The sequence below is a fragment of the Pseudooceanicola aquaeponti genome, assembly GCF_050897975.1.
Lineage (GTDB): Bacteria > Pseudomonadota > Alphaproteobacteria > Rhodobacterales > Rhodobacteraceae > Pseudooceanicola.
The window spans coordinates 1-16,771 of the sequence record NZ_JBPAXY010000014.1; the positions used below are offsets into that span (position 1 = coordinate 1).

The 16,771-nt window shown below is 59.6% G+C and carries 15 protein-coding genes and 2 pseudogenes; 5 read left to right on the forward strand and 12 right to left on the reverse strand.

The window, feature by feature from the left end:
* Together ACRARE_RS22105 and ACRARE_RS22110 are read left to right on the forward strand one after the other, a co-directional pair.
* The coding region (locus tag ACRARE_RS22105) for a transposase domain-containing protein (protein WP_432658520.1) at positions 1-90 on the forward strand (90 nt) is incomplete at its 5' end.
* A gap of 75 nt (positions 91-165) precedes the next feature.
* A pseudogene (locus ACRARE_RS22110) lies at positions 166-750 on the forward strand (IS6 family transposase); the annotation flags it as partial.
* Between the two features lie 282 nt (positions 751-1,032).
* On the opposite strand, the gene ACRARE_RS22115 reads toward ACRARE_RS22110, so the two are convergent.
* The 9 genes from ACRARE_RS22115 to glpD form a co-directional block, all read right to left on the reverse strand.
* Positions 1,033-2,190, reverse strand: a complete 1,158-nt coding sequence (locus tag ACRARE_RS22115) for an iron-containing alcohol dehydrogenase (RefSeq protein WP_207020873.1) — start codon at positions 2,188-2,190, stop codon at positions 1,033-1,035.
* Positions 2,190-3,674, reverse strand: coding sequence for a glycerol kinase GlpK (glpK, locus tag ACRARE_RS22120; protein ID WP_207020872.1), 1,485 nt, complete (start codon positions 3,672-3,674; stop codon positions 2,190-2,192). Before glpK ends, ACRARE_RS22115 begins: the two co-directional genes overlap by 1 nt.
* A 102-nt stretch (positions 3,675-3,776) precedes the next feature.
* Positions 3,777-5,483, reverse strand: a complete 1,707-nt coding sequence (locus ACRARE_RS22125; RefSeq protein ID WP_207020871.1) for an ABC transporter substrate-binding protein — start codon at positions 5,481-5,483, stop codon at positions 3,777-3,779.
* Positions 5,484-5,540: 57 nt separating this feature from the next.
* Positions 5,541-5,813 (reverse strand): DUF2160 domain-containing protein, encoded by a 273-nt coding sequence (locus ACRARE_RS22130; RefSeq protein ID WP_088652784.1) that lies wholly within the window; start codon positions 5,811-5,813, stop codon positions 5,541-5,543.
* A gap of 15 nt (positions 5,814-5,828) precedes the next feature.
* Positions 5,829-6,680 carry a carbohydrate ABC transporter permease gene (locus tag ACRARE_RS22135; protein ID WP_207020870.1) on the reverse strand — a complete coding sequence of 284 codons (852 nt, stop codon included), beginning with the start codon at positions 6,678-6,680 and terminating at the stop codon, positions 5,829-5,831.
* 1 nt (position 6,681) lies between these two features.
* On the reverse strand, positions 6,682-7,554 hold the full coding sequence (locus tag ACRARE_RS22140) for a carbohydrate ABC transporter permease (protein WP_207020869.1): 873 nt from the start codon (positions 7,552-7,554) through the stop codon (positions 6,682-6,684).
* Positions 7,554-8,639, reverse strand: coding sequence for an ABC transporter ATP-binding protein (locus ACRARE_RS22145; RefSeq protein WP_207020868.1), 1,086 nt, complete (start codon positions 8,637-8,639; stop codon positions 7,554-7,556). Before ACRARE_RS22145 ends, ACRARE_RS22140 begins: the two co-directional genes overlap by 1 nt.
* A gap of 12 nt (positions 8,640-8,651) precedes the next feature.
* On the reverse strand, positions 8,652-9,740 hold the full coding sequence (locus ACRARE_RS22150) for an ABC transporter ATP-binding protein (RefSeq protein ID WP_207020867.1): 1,089 nt from the start codon (positions 9,738-9,740) through the stop codon (positions 8,652-8,654).
* Between the two features lie 42 nt (positions 9,741-9,782).
* On the reverse strand, positions 9,783-11,378 hold the full coding sequence (gene glpD, locus ACRARE_RS22155; protein WP_207020866.1) for a glycerol-3-phosphate dehydrogenase: 1,596 nt from the start codon (positions 11,376-11,378) through the stop codon (positions 9,783-9,785).
* A gap of 235 nt (positions 11,379-11,613) precedes the next feature.
* On the opposite strand from glpD, the gene ACRARE_RS22160 reads away from it, so the two are divergent.
* A complete protein-coding gene (locus ACRARE_RS22160; protein WP_432658505.1) occupies positions 11,614-12,375 on the forward strand; it encodes a DeoR/GlpR family DNA-binding transcription regulator in 762 nt (253 codons plus the stop codon).
* Between the two features lie 63 nt (positions 12,376-12,438).
* On the opposite strand, the pseudogene ACRARE_RS22165 reads toward ACRARE_RS22160, so the two are convergent.
* Positions 12,439-12,576: pseudogene (locus tag ACRARE_RS22165) on the reverse strand (IS6 family transposase); the annotation flags it as partial.
* A gap of 6 nt (positions 12,577-12,582) precedes the next feature.
* A protein-coding gene (locus tag ACRARE_RS22170) for an IS3 family transposase (protein WP_432658506.1) occupies positions 12,583-13,724 on the reverse strand; the annotation gives its coding sequence in 2 pieces (ribosomal slippage) (positions 12,583-13,484 and positions 13,484-13,724; 1,143 coding nt in all).
* A 20-nt stretch (positions 13,725-13,744) separates the two neighbouring features.
* Here ACRARE_RS22170 and ACRARE_RS22175 point away from each other — a divergent pair.
* Together ACRARE_RS22175 and ACRARE_RS22180 are read left to right on the forward strand one after the other, a co-directional pair.
* Positions 13,745-14,176 (forward strand): IS5 family transposase, encoded by a 432-nt coding sequence (locus ACRARE_RS22175; protein ID WP_432658521.1) that lies wholly within the window; start codon positions 13,745-13,747, stop codon positions 14,174-14,176.
* A gap of 696 nt (positions 14,177-14,872) precedes the next feature.
* Positions 14,873-15,277, forward strand: coding sequence for a single-stranded DNA-binding protein (locus ACRARE_RS22180; RefSeq protein ID WP_008335991.1), 405 nt, complete (start codon positions 14,873-14,875; stop codon positions 15,275-15,277).
* Positions 15,278-15,415: 138 nt separating this feature from the next.
* Here ACRARE_RS22180 and ACRARE_RS22185 read toward each other — a convergent pair whose 3' ends face one another.
* Positions 15,416-16,555, reverse strand: a complete 1,140-nt coding sequence (locus ACRARE_RS22185; RefSeq protein ID WP_236016830.1) for a hypothetical protein — start codon at positions 16,553-16,555, stop codon at positions 15,416-15,418.
* Positions 16,556-16,771: the final 216 nt, after the last annotated feature.

Genomic DNA, 16,771 nt, shown 5'->3' on the forward strand with positions numbered 1-16,771 from the left:
CAAGCGTGGCTTGCTGATGTCCTCGACCGCATCCACGATCACAAGATCAACCGCCTCGACGAACTGCTCCCGTGGAACTGGAAGTCGTAGGATCAGGCGACGGTATCAACCGGCCGGTTACGATCAGCAGACTGCAAATCGTAGCTTATGTCAGTGTCCGAATTTCGGGGGGTAGCTCACATGACCTATGAAACTGTGCGTGACTGGGTGGCGCGTTTTGGCACCCAGTTTGCCGCGAAGGTGCGCCGGGATAGACCTCGCCCGGCCGACAAATGGCATCTCGACGAGGTCGTGGTGCCGATCAAGGGCCGCAAGCATTGGCTTTGGCGAGCTGTTGATGCCAATGGTGACGTTCTGGACATTTTGGTCCAAACCCGCCGAAACAAGGCGGCGGCGCTGCGCTTCTTCAGAAAACTGTTCAAGGTTTGGGGTCAACCGCGCGTGATCATCACCGACAAGCTGCGGTCATACGGCGCGGCGAAGGCGGACCTGGCTCCCGGCATCGAACATCGCCAACACAAAGGGCTGAACAATCGTGTCGAGGCTTCACACAGAAATACGCGGCGGCGGGAGAAAATCATGGGCCGGTTCAAGTCGCCCGGTCAGGCACAACGGTTCTTGTCGGTCCACGATCAAACCGCCGCTCTGTTTCGCCCTAAACGTCACCGACTTTCAGCCCGTTCCTACCGCCACGCCAGAGCCGATGCCTTCGAAATTTGGGCTGAGTATGCACGCGAGTTGATCGCTTGAAAATTACGCGCAGCCCCGTTCTTGAGTGCCATCAATAATAACCTGACAATGCCGAGGCTGGCTCGGCCAGGCGGCGTCCTGGGCCAGAGCGGGGTTGCAAAGCGTCATGGCGGCGGCACCCAAAAGGGCCGCACGGCGCGAAATGATCATGGTAGAGCCTCCCGAGGTCATATGTGGCGTAACCGCCGTAAATCGCGCGCAAGATTGCGGAAAGCGCGGGATTTGGCAAGGCGTTGTCAGGATTTACTTTCGCGGCAGTGGCGTGCGCTTTTGCGTCTCGGATCAGGCGGAAAGCTCTAGAATTTGCTGCACCTCGGCGAGACTGAGCGGCACAGGGTTGGCCTGTGTGGAAGAGGCCGAAAGGGCATGTCGCGCGGTTTCCTCCCAAAGCGGCGGGCCGCAGTGCAGCTCGGCGAGAGAGGCCAGCCCATGCCCGTCAATGAAAGCGCGCAGGGGCAGTCCAAGCCCGTCTTGCACCCATCGTTCGATCTCTTCGCAGCGCGCGGTGGGCTTGCCTGCTTGCGTCAGCGCGGCATGATTGACCGTCAGCGCGGCCGGGAGCAGACGCCCGCAGATCGCGCCATGGGCACCCCCACGACTGCCGATCACAGCCGCAAGACCGTGGACAATCCCAAGACCGGAATTCGCCAGTGCCAGACCGCTTAGATAGCTGGCTTTGGCCAAAGTGTCGCGCGCGGTTTCATCCTCATGTGTCATGAGCGTCCGAAGCGCGGCGGCCGCGGGCCCGATCATGCCGCGGGCGAGGGCATCGGTGAGCGGATTGGCGCGGTTCGACAGGTAGCTCTCGATCAGTTGCGTCAGGGCATCGAGCCCCGTGGAAAGCGTCAGATGTTTCGGCAGACCATCGGTCAAAGAGGCATCCACCACGGCCAGATCGGGCACAAGACGCGTGTCGCGCAGGCTGATCTTGAGCCCCTGATCGGGCACGCCGATGACGGCGTTTCGGGTGGCCTCTGCGCCGGTGCCTGCGGTGGTCGGGATCGCGACGAAGGGCAGGGGGGCGTTGAGTTTGGGCGCGGGATTTGGCCCGAGACCGAGATGATCCAACACATCGCCTTCGGAGACACATAGCCCCGACACCGCCTTGCCCAGATCAATCACCGCACCGCCGCCAATGGCGACGATACACTCGGCGGCGGACGCACGGGCGCGGGCCACCGCGTCGCGGACCTGATCAACGGTCGGCTCGCCTCGGGCGGTCAGCGGCGTGACCTGTGCGCCTAGGCTGTCGAGTTCTTCGATCAGCACATCGGCCCAGGGGACCGAGGCGCTGCGCAAGACGAGGACCCTTTGCCCCATCTCGCGCACCAAAGCTGCGACCTGATCCTTCGCGCCGCGTCCGATCACGCAACGTGCGGGCGCGGTAAAGGCGAGATCCGCGACCGGATTGGACGCGAGGCTGTCGGCGTGATCCGGCATCAGACCAGCATCGTGGCACGAACGGCCCGCGCCCAACCGTCGCATTTGGCCTGTCGCGTCGCCTCATCCATGGTCGGCTCAAAGGTGCGCTCCAGCGCCCAAGTGGCGGCAAAGCCCTCCATGTCGGGATAAACGCCCGCCCGCTGACCCGCGAGCCAGGCGGCGCCCATGGCCGTGGTCTCAAGGACTTTTGGACGATCGACGGGCGCGGAAATGATGTCGGACAGGAATTGCATCGCGAAATCCGAGGCACTCATGCCGCCATCGACACGCAGCGCCGTGGTGGCCTCGCCCTGCCAATCGGCATGCATGGCCTCCAAGAGGTCGCGGGTCTGATAGCCGACACTTTCAAGCGCGGCACGGGCAAATTCCGCTGGCCCCGAGTTGCGTGTCATCCCGAACATCGCGCCGCGGCATTCCGCATTCCAATAGGGCGCGCCCAGTCCGGTGAAGGCGGGCACAAGGATCAGGTCCTGCGTCTTGTCGGCGCTTTCGGCCAGGGGCTGGGTCTCGGAGGCTTCGCGGATGATTTTCAGCCCGTCACGCAGCCATTGCACCACGGCACCCGCGATAAAGATCGACCCTTCGAGCGCATAGGTCGTCTTGCCGCCGATGCGATAGGCGATGGTGGTCAAGAGCCGGTTTTGCGACATGACCGGCGTCTCGCCCGTGTTCAAAAGCGCGAAACAGCCGGTGCCATAGGTGGATTTGACCATGCCCGGTTTGAAACAGGCCTGACCGATGGTGGCCGCCTGCTGGTCGCCCGCGATGCCCAAAATCGGGATCGGACGACCAAAGAGATCGGGGCGGGTTTCGCCGAAATCGGCATCGCAATCGCGCACCTCTGGCAACATCGCCATGGGAATGTCGAAGCGTTTGCAAATCGTCGTGGACCAATGGCCTTTGCGGATGTCGTAAAGCATGGTGCGCGCCGCATTGGTGGCGTCGGTGGCGTGGACCTTGCCGCCCGTCAGTTTCCACACGAGCCAGCTGTCGACCGTGCCAAACAAAAGCTCGCCCGCCTCGGCGCGGTCTCGCGCGCCTTCCACGTTGTCGAGAATCCATTTGAGTTTCGTCGCCGAAAAATAAGGATCGAGCAAAAGCCCGGTCTTTTCCGTGACGACCTCTTCAAAGCCTTCCGCCTTGAGCGTCTTGCAGAGCTCGGAGGTGCGGCGGTCCTGCCAGACGATGGCATTGTAGATCGGCTGGCCGGTGGTCTTGTCCCAGACAAGCGTGGTTTCGCGCTGGTTGGTGATGCCGATGGCGGCGATGTGTGATACATCCGCCGAGGATTTCTCGATCACCGCACGACATGTGGCCGCCGTGGTGGACCAGAGATCGAAAGCGTCATGTTCGACCCAGCCGCTTTGGGGGAAATGCTGTTCGAATTCTTCCTGCGCGGTGGCTGTGACGGAGAGGTCTGCGTCAAACAGAATGGCGCGGGTCGATGTGGTGCCCTGATCGATGGCAAGAATATAGGTCACATGCATCTCCTTGGCGGTCTCTGCTCGGTCCAAGGCTATGCCATGAGCGCTGGACGGAAAAGAGGGGCAAAAGAGGGCGGTGATCCCGCCCTCTTTCTGAACTTACTGCCAGGAGGCGACGAGTTCGTCGTAGGAGACGGTTTGCGGCTCCTCGCGTTCGTTTTCGATGGCCGGTTTCGGCGCACCTTCCATGGCGAGCCATTCGGCGGCGTCTGTCTCGTCGTTCATGACAGGGCCAAGATCGCCTTGGATGCCAGCACGTTCGAGGCGCTCCATCACACGTTCCATGTCAGAGCAGAGGCTGTCGAGCGCGTCTTGCGCGGATTTCGCGCCAGACATGGCATCGCCGATGTTCTGCCACCACAGCTGGGCGAGCTTCGGGTAATCCGGGACGTTGGTGCCGGTGGGCGACCAGCGCACGCGGTCGGGCGAGCGGTAGAACTCGACGAGACCGCCAAGTTTCGGCGCACGATCGGAGAAGCTTTCATGCTGGATGGTGGATTCGCGGGTAAAGGTCAGACCGACATGGGATTTCTTTACATCGACGGTCTTGGACCCCACGAATTGCGCATAGAGCCAAGCGGCCTTGGCGCGATCCTCCGGCGTGGATTTCATCAGCGTCCAGGAGCCCACGTCCTGATAGCCGACCTTCATGCCGTCTTCCCAGTAGACGCCATGCGGGCTGGGGGCGAGACGCCATTTCGGGGTGCCGTCCTCGTTCATCACCGCCGGGCTGTCGACCAGAGGTGCGACAAAGGTGGTGTACATGAACATCTGTTGCGCGATGTTGCCCTGACCCGGAACCGGACCGGCCTCCGAGAAGGTCATTCCCATGGCGGAGGGCGGCGAGTATTTGTTCAGCCAATCGATGGCTTTCTCCACCGCATAGACCGCCGCCGGAGAGTTCGCCGCGCCGCCGCGTGCCATACAGGCGCCGACAGGTTGCGAGTTCTCGTTCACGCGGATGCCCCATTCATCGACCGGAAGGCCGTTGGGTTCACCCTTGTCGCCCATCCCGGCCATGGACATCCATGCGTCGGTGTAGCGCCAGCCCAGGGACGGGTCTTTCTTGCCGTAGTCCATGGAGCCATAGACCTCGACCCCGTCGATCTCACGTCCGGTGAAGAACTCGGCGATGTCCTCATAGGCCGCCCAGTTGACCGGAACGCCAAGCTCGTAGCCGTATTTCTCTTTGAACTCGGCCATGATTGCGGGATCGGTGAACCAATCGTAACGGAACCAGTAAAGGTTCGCGAATTGCTGGTCGGGAAGCTGATAGAGCTTGCCATCGGGCGCGGTGGTGAACTGGGTGCCGATGTAGTCGTCGAGATCGAGACCGGGGTTGGTGACATCCGCGCCTTCGTTGGCCATGAAGTCGGTGAGGTTGCGCACCTGTTGATAGCGCCAGTGGGTGCCGATCAGGTCGCTGTCGTTGACATAGGCGTCATAGATGTTTTCGCCGGACTGCATCTGAGTTTGCAGTTTCTCGACCACATCGCCTTCGCCGATCAGGTCGTGGGTGATCTTGATGCCGGTGATCGCCTCGAACGCGGGGGCGAGCACCTGAGATTCATATTCATGCGTGGTGATGGTTTCCGAGACGACCTTGATCTCCATGCCTGCGAAAGGCTGGGCCGCGTCGATGAACCACTGCATTTCGGCTTCTTGATCGGCGCGGGACAGCGCCGACTGATCGCCGATTTCCGCATCGAGGAACGCCTTGGCCGCATCCATATCGGCGAAAGCGGGCACCGACAAAAGGCCGAGGCCTAACGCCAGTGCGGTGGTTGTCTTGAGACGATGGTTCATTGGTTTCCTCCCTATGTGAACCTTTGTTTTTAGGTGTCGATCCGTCGCGGGGCCTCCTCAGACCCAGCGAAAGACGATGGCTGCAAAGATCAGGCAAACGACAAGCGCGAGCGCTTGGTTGGCGCCGACCAGACCGAGCCATGCAAGATTGATGAAGGCCGAGCCCAGAAGGGTGATGAACAAACGATCCCCACGCGTGGTCTCGATGCCCAACACGCCAACGCGCGGCGTTTCGGGGAATTTGATCGCCAGAATGGTGAAGATCACCAAAAGCGTTGCAATCGTTCCGAAAAAGGCGGCGGTCGGCCATGTCCATGCCATCCAGTCCATGTCGAATTCCTCCTCTTAGACCCGACCGAGGGCAAAGCCCTTGGCGATGTAGTTGCGCACGAAGTAGATCACGAGCGCGCCCGGCACGATGGTGAGCACCCCGGCGGCGGCCAGCACGCCCCAGTCGACGCCTGCCGCACCCACGGTGCGGGTCATGGTGGCGGCGATGGGTTTGGCGTCCACCGAGGTCAGCGTGCGTGACAAGAGCAGTTCGACCCAAGAGAACATGAAGCAGAAGAACGCAGCCACACCGATGCCCGAGGCGATGAGTGGCATGAAAATCTTCACGAAGAAGCGCCCAAAGCCATAGCCGTCGATATAGGCGGTTTCGTCGATTTCCTTCGGCACGCCGCGCATGAACCCTTCGAGGATCCAGACGGCGAGCGGCACGTTAAAGAGACAATGCGCCAGAGCCACGGCGATATGCGTGTCGAACAACCCGATCGAGGAATAGAGCTGAAAGAAGGGCAGGGCAAAGACGGCCGGCGGCGCCATGCGGTTGGTCAAAAGCCAAAAGAACAGGTGCTTGTCGCCGAGGAAATTGTAGCGCGAAAACGCATAGGCGGCGGGCAGGGCTACGGCGAGCGAGATCACCGTGTTCATCACCACGTAGATCATCGAGTTGACGTAGCCCATATACCACGCCTCGTCGGTGAGGATCGTGACGTAGTTCTCGAACGTCAGGTTTTGTGGCCAAAGCGAGAAACTGCCCAGAATTTCCGCGTTGGTCTTCAGGCTCATGTTCAACAGCCAGTAGATCGGCAACATGAGGAACAGAAGATAGAGCGTCATCACCACGGCGCGGCCTTTCACCTTGGGCAGGCTGCGCGCGCGGGTGGCGGGTGTGAGTGCGGTTGCGTCCGTCATCTTACATGCCCTTTTTGTCGAGGTTGACCATGACGGTGTAGAACACCCATGAAATCAACAGGATCACGAGGAAATACATCAAGGAGAAGGCGGCGGCAGGTCCGAGATCGAACTGGCCGAGAGCCATCTTGACGAGGTCGATGGACAAAAGCGTCGTCGCATTGCCCGGACCGCCGCCCGTCACCACGAAGGGTTCGGTGTAGATCATGAAGCTGTCCATAAAGCGCAGGAGAATGGCGATCATCAAAACGCCCATCATCTTGGGCAGTTCGATGAAGCGGAACACTTTCCAACGGTTTGCCTGATCGATCCGCGCGGCCTGATAATAGGCGTCGGGGATGGATTTGAGACCGGCGAAGGCCAGAAGTGCCACCAGTGACGTCCAATGCCAGACATCCATCACGATGATGGTGATCCAGGCGGAGATCGTGTCCTGCGTGTAGTTGTAGTCGATCCCAAGCGCATCAAGTGTGTAGCCCAGAAGGCCAATGTCAACGCGTCCGAAAATCTGCCAGATCGTGCCGACCACATTCCATGGGATCAAAAGCGGGAGCGACATGACCACGAGGCAGAAGGAGGACCAAAAGCCCGATTTCGGCATGTTGAGCGCCACAAAAATGCCCAGCGGAATTTCGATGGCAAGGATGATGCCGGAGAACATCAACTGACGTTGCAGCGCGTTCCACATCCGCTCGTCCGAGAGCATCTCCTGGAACCACTCAAGCCCCGCCCAGAAGAACTGGTTGTTGCCGAAGGTGTCCTGCACGGAATAGTTCACCACGGTCATGAGTGGGATCACGGCGGAGAACGCCACAAGCACCAAAACCGGCAGCACAAGGAACCATGCTTTGTGATTGGTTGTTTTCTGTTGCATCACGCGGCCTCCTCGCCTTGCGGCGCCACACGCCAGTCGTTCGCATAGACATTCACGCGCGCCGGATCGAAGGTGACGCGGGTCATGTCCGCGCGCACGGGATCGTCCTCGCCTGCGATGATGTTGATGTCTTGGCCAAAGAATTCGGCACGGATGATCTTGTGACGCCCGGCATCCTCGACGCGGCGCACTTTCACGGGCAGGCCTTCGCTTTCGCTCAACCGCGCGAATTCGGGCCGCACACCGATCTCCACCTTGCCGTCGACGGGTGCATAACCCGCCCCAAGCGCAATTTCCGACCCATTGATATAGGCCTTTGTGCCCTCGACCTTGGCGGGGATCACATTCATGCCCGGCGAGCCGATGAAATAGCCCACAAACGTATGGGCGGGCCGTTCGAACAACTCCTCAGGCGTGCCGATCTGAACCACGCGCCCGTCATACATCACCACCACCTTATCGGCGAAGGTCAGCGCCTCCGTCTGGTCGTGGGTCACATAGATCATCGTATGGCCGAAATCGTGGTGCAGCTTTTTGAGCTGGGTTCTGAGTTCCCATTTCATATGCGGATCGATCACGGTCAGGGGTTCGTCGAACAAAAGCGCGTTCACGTCCTTGCGCACCATGCCACGCCCAAGAGAGATCTTTTGCTTGGCATCCGCACCCAGCCCGCGCGCCTTTTTGCGCAGCATGTCTTCCATACCGATCATCTTGGCGATTTCCTGAACGCGCTCGGCCACATAGGCCTCGTCGCGGCCCCGGTTGCGGAGCGGAAAGGCCAGATTGTCGTGTACGGTCATCGTGTCGTAGACCACCGGGAATTGGAACACCTGCGCGATGTTGCGCTCCGCCGTGGGGGCGCGGGTGACGTCTTTGCCGTCGAACAGAATGCGCCCCTGCGAGGGCATCAACAGCCCCGAAATGATATTGAGCAACGTGGACTTGCCACAGCCGGACGAGCCCAAAAGCGCATAGGCCTCACCATCTTCCCAGTCGTAATTCAGTTCCTTGAGCGCATAGTCGTTCTCCGACGTGGGCGTAGGATTGTAGGAATGCGCAAGGTTGTCGAGTGTAATTCTAGCCATGATCGCGCCTCCTCACGCCGCCATCGCATAGGCGGCGGGCGCAACGAGCCCCCCGTCTTCGCCGAACACATAGACATGACGCGGGTCGAGCCAGACGTCGAGCGCGGCGCCAATCTCGAGATCGTGCACGCCGTGGATCAACCCGACCCAACGCGCGCCATGGTGATCGAGGTGGACAAAAGTTTCCGACCCGGTCAGCTCCGTGACATGCAATTTTGTGGTGAACTTCATCGCATTCTCAGCATGTTGCAGGATCTCTAGGTGGTTCGGACGGAACCCGGCGGTGTAGCGCCCGTCGGGCAGTTCCGCGAGCTTGCCGGTGGCTTTCGCGCTTTGTCCGTCACCGAACATCAACCGATCGCCGGTCTTGGAGATTTGCAGGAAATTCATCGGTGGATCGGAGAACACCCGCGCCGTCGTGGCATCCACCGGCTGGCGATAGACCTCGGGCGTCGGCCCGAATTGCGTCACACGGCCCTCCCAGAGCGTCGCGGTATTGCCGCCGAGCAAAAGCGCCTCTTCGGGTTCCGTCGTCGCATAGACAAAGATCGAGCCAGAGGCTTCGAAAATCTTCGGAATCTCGACGCGCAACTCCTCGCGCAGCTTGTAATCGAGGTTGGCGAGCGGCTCATCCAGAAGCACAAGCCCGGCGTTTTTCACCAGCGCCCGCGCCAGAGCACAGCGTTGTTGTTGCCCGCCTGACAGTTCCAGAGGTTTGCGGTCCAGCATCGGCGTCAGCTTCATCAGCTCTGCCGTTTCCCGCACCCGCGCGTCGATCTCCGCCTTGTCCGCGCCCATCAGCTTCATCGGCGAGGCGATGTTGTCATAGACGCTCATCGAGGGGTAGTTGATGAATTGCTGATACACCATCGCAACCTTGCGATCCTGAACCCGCATGCCGGTGACGTCTTTTCCGTCCCAGAAAATCCGCCCGGCGCTCGGTTGATCGAGCCCGGCCATCAGACGCATCAGCGAGGTCTTCCCCGACAGGGTCGGCCCCAGCAGAACGTTCATCGTTCCTTTTTCGAGCGTCAGATCGGTCGCGGCAATATGCAGTTGCCCCTCGACGATTTTTGACACGCCCTTCAGTTCCAGCGTCATTAGGTCCTCCTCCCCGCGCCTTATTGTCTTTGACCTTTGGCTTTATTCAGCTGCGGCACTCCCCGCGCGGCGGGTCTTCATCCAGTCATCCAGATCATGGATCTGCGTTTCATCCAGACGCAGCCCAAGCTTTGAGCGGCGCCAAACAATATCCTCGGCCGTGCGCGCATATTCGCGCTCCATCAGCCATGTCACTTCGGTCTCGGTCAGGGTCGCGCCGAAATCACGTCCCAGTGCCTCGGCACTCTTTGCGTCTCCCAGCACGTCACGCGCTTCGGTGCCGTAGGCACGCACCAGACGCCGCGCCCAGAACGGGGTCAGAAACCCGAATTGCGCACGAAGTTCGGAGACAAGCCGGTCAAACCCGCCGACCGGGAAATCCCCGCCTGCGAGCGGCACACCTGCCGTCCACTGGCCCTTTGTGTCCGGCAGGTGTTCCGAGATTTTCTCAAGCGCGCTTTCCGCCAGCCGCCGATAGGTCGTGATTTTCCCCCCGAAGATGTTGAGCACCGGCGCACCGCCCTCTGCATCGACCTTGAGCGTATAGTCCCGCGTTGCCGCTGTCGCCGATGACGCTCCGTCATCATAAAGCGGGCGGACGCCGGAATAGCTCCAGACCACATCCTCGGCGCTGATTGGCGCTTTGAAATATTTGTTGGCAAAGGCGATCAGATAGTCGCGTTCTTCGTCGGTACAGGTGGGTTTGAGCGACGGGTCGCTGTGTTCGGCGTCCGTGGTGCCGATCAGGGTGAAATCCGTTTCATAGGGGATGGCGAAAATGATCCGCCCGTCGGTGCCCTGAAAGAAATAGCATTTGTCGTGATCGTAGAGCTTGCGGGTCACGATATGGCTGCCGCGTACCAGTCGCACGCCCTCTTTCGACGGCAGGTCGATTTTGTCGTGAATCACGTCGCCGACCCAAGGCCCGCCCGCATTCACCAGCATTTTGGCGTAATGGGTGGCGGTTCGGCCATGTTCCATATCTTTCGTTTCGACACGCCAGAGATCGCCTTCGCGCGTCGCATGGGTCACTTTGGTGCGCGTCAGGATCGCCGCACCGCGCGCCTCTGCGTCGCGGGCATTGAGGATCACAAGGCGGCAATCCTCGACCCAGCAATCGGAATATTCATAGGCTTTGGCAAAGCGTTCCTGAAGCGGCGCGCCCTCCGGCGTTGCCGTCAGATCGACGGTTTTCGTGCCCTGCAGGATTTTGCGCCCACCCAGATGGTCATACATGAACAGGCCAAGCCGGATCAGCCATGCCGGCCGGCGCCCTTTCATCCAGGGCATCACGACAGACAGAAGTTTCGAGGTCGGCGTTTCGGATTCGAAGCGCATATCCTTATGATAAGGAAGGACAAAACGCATCGGCCAGCTGATGTGCGGCATGGCGCGCAGGAGAACTTCGCGCTCGATCAGAGCCTCACGGACCAAGCGGAACTCGAAATATTCGAGATAGCGTAGCCCGCCGTGAAAGAGTTTTGTGGAGGAAGACGAGGTCGCAGAGGCCAGGTCGCTCATCTCCGCGAGCGTCACGGAAAAACCCCGTCCCGCCGCGTCGCGCGCAATGCCACAGCCATTGATGCCGCCGCCGATCACAAAAAGATCGACGGGATGTGTGCTGTCATTCCTCTGCACAGGTTTTCCTCCCAAGTCTTGGCGCTCAAGTTGGTTGGAAAAGATCAGAAACGCAAGCTATTTGTTTTCGTTTTTGTTCGATTGAGAAAAATCAACAAGTTAGGCCAGATATTTCTGCAACTGCGAAGAAAAGATCGGGGGAACTCCGCAGGTGCGGCAATGAATTGACTGGATTCGCATCGGGTTTTCGCGTCTCTTTCCATGAAGCCACAGAAACGAAGCAAAGCGAACATCTATGTCCAACAACTTTCGTCACCCCGAGATTCTCGAAATGACACGCAAAGAGGGGAAGGTCACGGTCGAGCGGTTGGCAGAGCATTTTGGTGTGACGCTTCAAACCATTCGCCGCGACCTGTCCGAATTGGCGGAACTGGGGCGTGTCGAGCGGGTGCATGGCGGGGCGGTGCTGGCGTCCGGCACCATCAATATCGGGTACGAAGACCGTCGGCAGTTGAACGCCGAGGCCAAGAGCGCGATTGCGCGGGCCTGTGCGTCGCGAATTCCCAACGGGATTTCGTTGTTTCTCAACATTGGGACGAGCACGGAAGCTGTCGCGCAGGAGTTGTTGCAGCACAGGGATTTGATGGTCGTCACCAACAATATGAATGTCGCCAACATTCTGGCCGGGAACAGCAATTGCGAAGTCATCGTGACCGGCGGGCATTTGCGGCGGTCCGATGGCGGCTTGGTCGGCAATCTGGCCGCAGAGACCATCCGCCAATTCAAATTCGATCTGGCGGTCATCGGCTGTTCCGCGCTCGACCGTGATGGCGATCTTTTGGATTTCGACATTCAGGAGGTCAGTGTGAGCCAGACGATCCTGCGGCAATCGCGCAAGGTTTTTCTCGTCGCGGATCACACCAAATTCTCAAGAAGCGCCCCCGCAAGGATCGCATCGCTGTCCGACATCGACGTGTATTTCACCGATCATGCCGTTCCGGCTGAGCTGTCCCAAGCCTGCAAGAGCTGGAACACAGAGGTGGTTTCGGGCGGCTGAGCGTAAGTCTGGCATTGTCAGGTTATTATTGATGGCACTCAAGAACGGGGCTGCGCGTAATTTTCAAGCGATCAACTCGCGTGCATACTCAGCCCAAATTTCGAAGGCATCGGCTCTGGCGTGGCGGTAGGAACGGGCTGAAAGTCGGTGACGTTTAGGGCGAAACAGAGCGGCGGTTTGATCGTGGACTGAATAGCCCCGGGTTTCTTAGACGCTTTCGTGTCTCAGTTTGTGCTGCTGCTCGAAGTCGACGGGCGACAGCATTCCGTTGCGGGCGTGTTTGCGCTTCGGGTTGTAGAACATCTCAATGTAATCGAACACATCCTGCCTGGCTTCTTCGCGTGTTCGGTAGGTCCGTCGCCTGATCCGTTCACGCTTCAATAGGTTGAAGAAGCTCTCGGCGACCGCGTTGTCATGACAGTTCCCTCGGCGGCTCATCGAGTGCTCCAGATTGTGGGCCCGCAGGAATGCCGCCCAGTCCATGCTGGTAAACTGGCTGCCCTGGTCCGAATGTATCAGGACCTTCTCCTTGGGCTTTCTTCGCCACGTCGCCATCAGCAGCGCTTGCAGGACAACGTCTGTCGTCTGGCGGCTCTGCATTGCCCAGCCGACCACACGACGCGAGAACAGATCGATGACCACGGCCAGATAAGCGAAGCCCTCCTGTGTCCGGATGTAGGTGATGTCGGTCACCCAAGCCGTATCCGGTGTCGCCACGTCGAACCGCCGATCGAGCGTGTTGTCGACGACCACCGAAGGCTTCCCGCCATACTTTCCCGGTCGGCGTTTGTAGCCGATCTGCGCCTTGATGCCGGCCAAGCTGGTTAGGCGGGCAACCCGGTTTAGGCAGACGCTTTCGCCCTGCTCGAGAAGATCGTCATGCAGCTTGCGGTGACCATAGACTTTGCCGCTGTCCAGCCACGCCTCCTTCAGCATCTCGGTCTGCCGCTTGTCTTCTTGGGCTCGCTTGCTCAGCGGTGCCTTCAGCCACGCGTAGAACCCGCTCGGCTGGATGCGCAGGCAGCGGCACATCGCCCGGACAGAAAACTGTCCGCGATGCTCGGCCACGAACGCGTATCTCACTTTGCATCCCTGGCGAAATACGCGGTCGCCTTTTTTAAGATATCCCGCTCCTCCGTCACTCTCAGGAGCTCACGCTTGAGCCGACGGATCTCAGCCTCTTTCTCGGCGTCACCAGATGACGCCTTCGCGAACTTCTCCTTCCAGGAGTAGAGCGAGTATTGGCTCACGCCCAGACGCTCGGCCACCTCCCTGACCGGGTAGCCCCTCTCCGTGATCTGCGCGACGGCGTCTTTCTTGAAATCGTCGCTGAACTTGGTGCTGCTCATCATGGCCTCCTTGCCTCAAAATTAGCAAAGAAAGCGTCCACGATACACGGGGCTATTCAATCCACCTCCTCGTCAATGCACACGGGCTTCCCATGAGGACAGAGATCACGCCAGGCCAGACGTCGGACTATCTCGGCTTCGATCTGGTGATGGCGGATAATCTGCCCCGCCCGAGCGTGCTACTCGCGGATCGCGGCTACGATGCAGACAAGATCAGAGACGGCATGGAAGCGCGCAACGTCCTGCCCGTGATCCCGATGCGAAAGTCCCGCAAGAAGCGGATTGGTGTCGATCGCTCGCTGTATCGCCTGCGTAATCTGGTCGAACGCTGCTTCAACAAGCTCAAGAACGCCAGGCGTGTCGCGACCCGCTACGACAAGACGGCGGAAAGCTTCCTCGGCTTCATTGACATCACGTCGATCCGTCTCTGGATCCGCCATTTGTCAACATGACCTAATCATGCGGATCGCACCCTCGACGGACCTGTAGAGCGACGGACTTTCAGGCTTCCGGTATTGCGTAGCCGCAACAGCCCGCGAGGTTTTCGTCTCAGTGCCGACGAGTTTGGCAAGGAGGTAAATGAGTTCCCGGGCGAAGGCTTCCACCTTGGCGCGGGCTTCCGCATTCTGATGATCCTCGAATGTAGAGATCGCCTCAGCGACGTCCTTCTGCATATTTTTCAGCTCGCTAAGCGTCAGTGCCTCGAGATCGAAAGCAGCCGTTAGTGCGGTTCGTGTCCTGGATTTCCCGGTATCGATATCCCATCGCGGCAGGGCCCTGCATTTCCCGGCAGGCGCGGGCAGGGGTGAGAGCTGGTGATAGCCACTTAGGCCGCTAGCGGTGTGCTGGGCTTTGGGTCAAACAGTCCTGATTGGCATGGGGACATGGTCTGGCATGGGCTCCCCGTATCTCTCTGTCTCCTGGGCCATCCCTTCGACTGACAATCCCCTAATCCCGTTCGATCTCCTGCGCGCAACCCCGCGTCAGTCCGGGCCGTGTTGGACGCCTTTGGCGTCCTGCCCGCTCCTCCCCGGTCCTCTGGGGGTGTCCGGTGTCCATGCTGTCCACCGTGCACGCGTCACCCGACGGGCTTTTTCAGGGTCTTGTCGAAGGGACGGTCCCGAAGACAGGAAAAACAGGAGCTTATCATGCAGAACATCGTCATCCTCGCCGGCAACATCGGTCAGACCCCCGAAGTCCGCACCACCCAGAGCGGCACCAAAATCACCAACTTCAGCCTCGCCACCTCGCGTCCCCGCCTCTCGGAAGGCCGTGTGATGCGCGACGAAAACGGCTACCGGGTCATGGACACCGAATGGCACCGCATCACCTGCTTCAATGGTCTCGGCAAGACGGTCGCCGAGCATTGCGAAAAGGGGATGAAGGTCCTCGTCCACGGCCGCATTCACTACACCAAGTGGATCGACAGCATGGGGAACGACCGCTACGGCTGCGAGATCATCGCTGAGAAGGTCGACTTCCTGAGCCGTCCGAAGTCGGCCGAGAACGAAAACCCCGAGCTGGTCGACCGCGACGATGAGATCCCGTTCTGAGGAGCGGGGTCTCCCCCTCAGCCCGGCGGGTTAAACCGCCGGGCTAAAAGTCTCTTCGGGCCATTGGAAAAGGCATCCACGCTTGCCTTCCGGTGCTGAGCGCCTTGAATGCGGCTAATTGTTCAACGTGCGCACGAGCTAAATTTCGTCTTTGGTTCTGGTCGCGCCGTGACTGCGATACGCGTCGAGCATCAAACGCGTATATTCGGCCGTGCTCTGGGTCACGGTGCCCAAACCGGGCCATGCGAACAACGGACCCGACCAAGTAACTTCCAACTCAATCTCGATTCCAAGCAGTGCGGCCACTTCGATCGCAGCAGTCGGCTCCTTGTCCTCGGGCCAGTAGTGATCCTCGAAGGAAACAACCACGTCGAGATCGTCATCAACCCAGATTTCGGCCAGACTCGCTCCCATGCGCTCGCTGGCATTGGTCGCATCCTCGAACAGGGCAGCCCGGATCAAATGGGTCACCTGGTCACTGTCGAGGTCAAGCCTTGGCCGCGGATCTATAATTGACACGATGGGTTCAATCTCTTGCCTTTCGGCGCGGGATTGGACTGGCACTGGTTTTTCATCGGTCGCTTCCAGCCAGAAGGCTTCTGGAAAAATGTTGATTGGTGATGCGCCGCAGCAGGGGCAGTGCCATTGGTTTCCAGCGATCTGTGGGCCGGTGATCTCTGAGTTGCAGTGAAGGCAGTACCAGAGGTTCGACTCCTCCATCTCCAAGAACGGGTGCCGCACATTTCCTTCTGCATCCGGCTTTGTGGCGCGCCGTGGCCAATCGGCCAATCGCCGCGCCTTGACGCTCTGCATCAATTCCCTCGCAATCCCGATGGCTTCTTCACGTAGCACGCGATCGTTCATCGGACTGGTCTGGGCATGCTTGATGTCGATCTCGACACGAGGGGCGGCCAAAGGGTTTTCTGGCAGCACGATCTGCCAACCCTCACCATCCATGCGGACGTCACCAAGCATTGTTTTCAGTTCGTATGGATGCCCCCGTACTTCTCCTCGAGTGACGGCATCGGGGCTTCCGAAGATATGGTCGAAGGGCGCACCCTCGTAGGAAGTGATCCGTTCCACGAAGGCCTTGATCGTGGCAACTTGTGCTTCGGAGGGAACCCACTCTCCTTTGGCGCTGCCTGTCAACGCATTCCAATGAGCAAAGCCCATTCGACTGGCAACAAAGTCGAGCGCTACGTGCTGTGGTTGACCCGTCGCCCTAGCGTAACGCTTCGCCAGTAGTTTCAAAGTCTTAAGCTTAGTGTTCTCTGTCATGATCCATGTCCAAGCCGGATCTGACTAGGTGCCCGCTGCTAATCAGACCCGCCGATGGCATGAAGTCTGCTGTTCGAAATCAAGATCGCTGCAAAGCTTCGCGTGGCGGGCACACCGGCCTGCGAGAAAGGCCTTGTTTAACCTCTGCCATTTTTGAACGCAGGTCAACACCAGCGAGTTGCGGGCGTGCGGCGCCTCCGACTTAGCGCCGTTTGC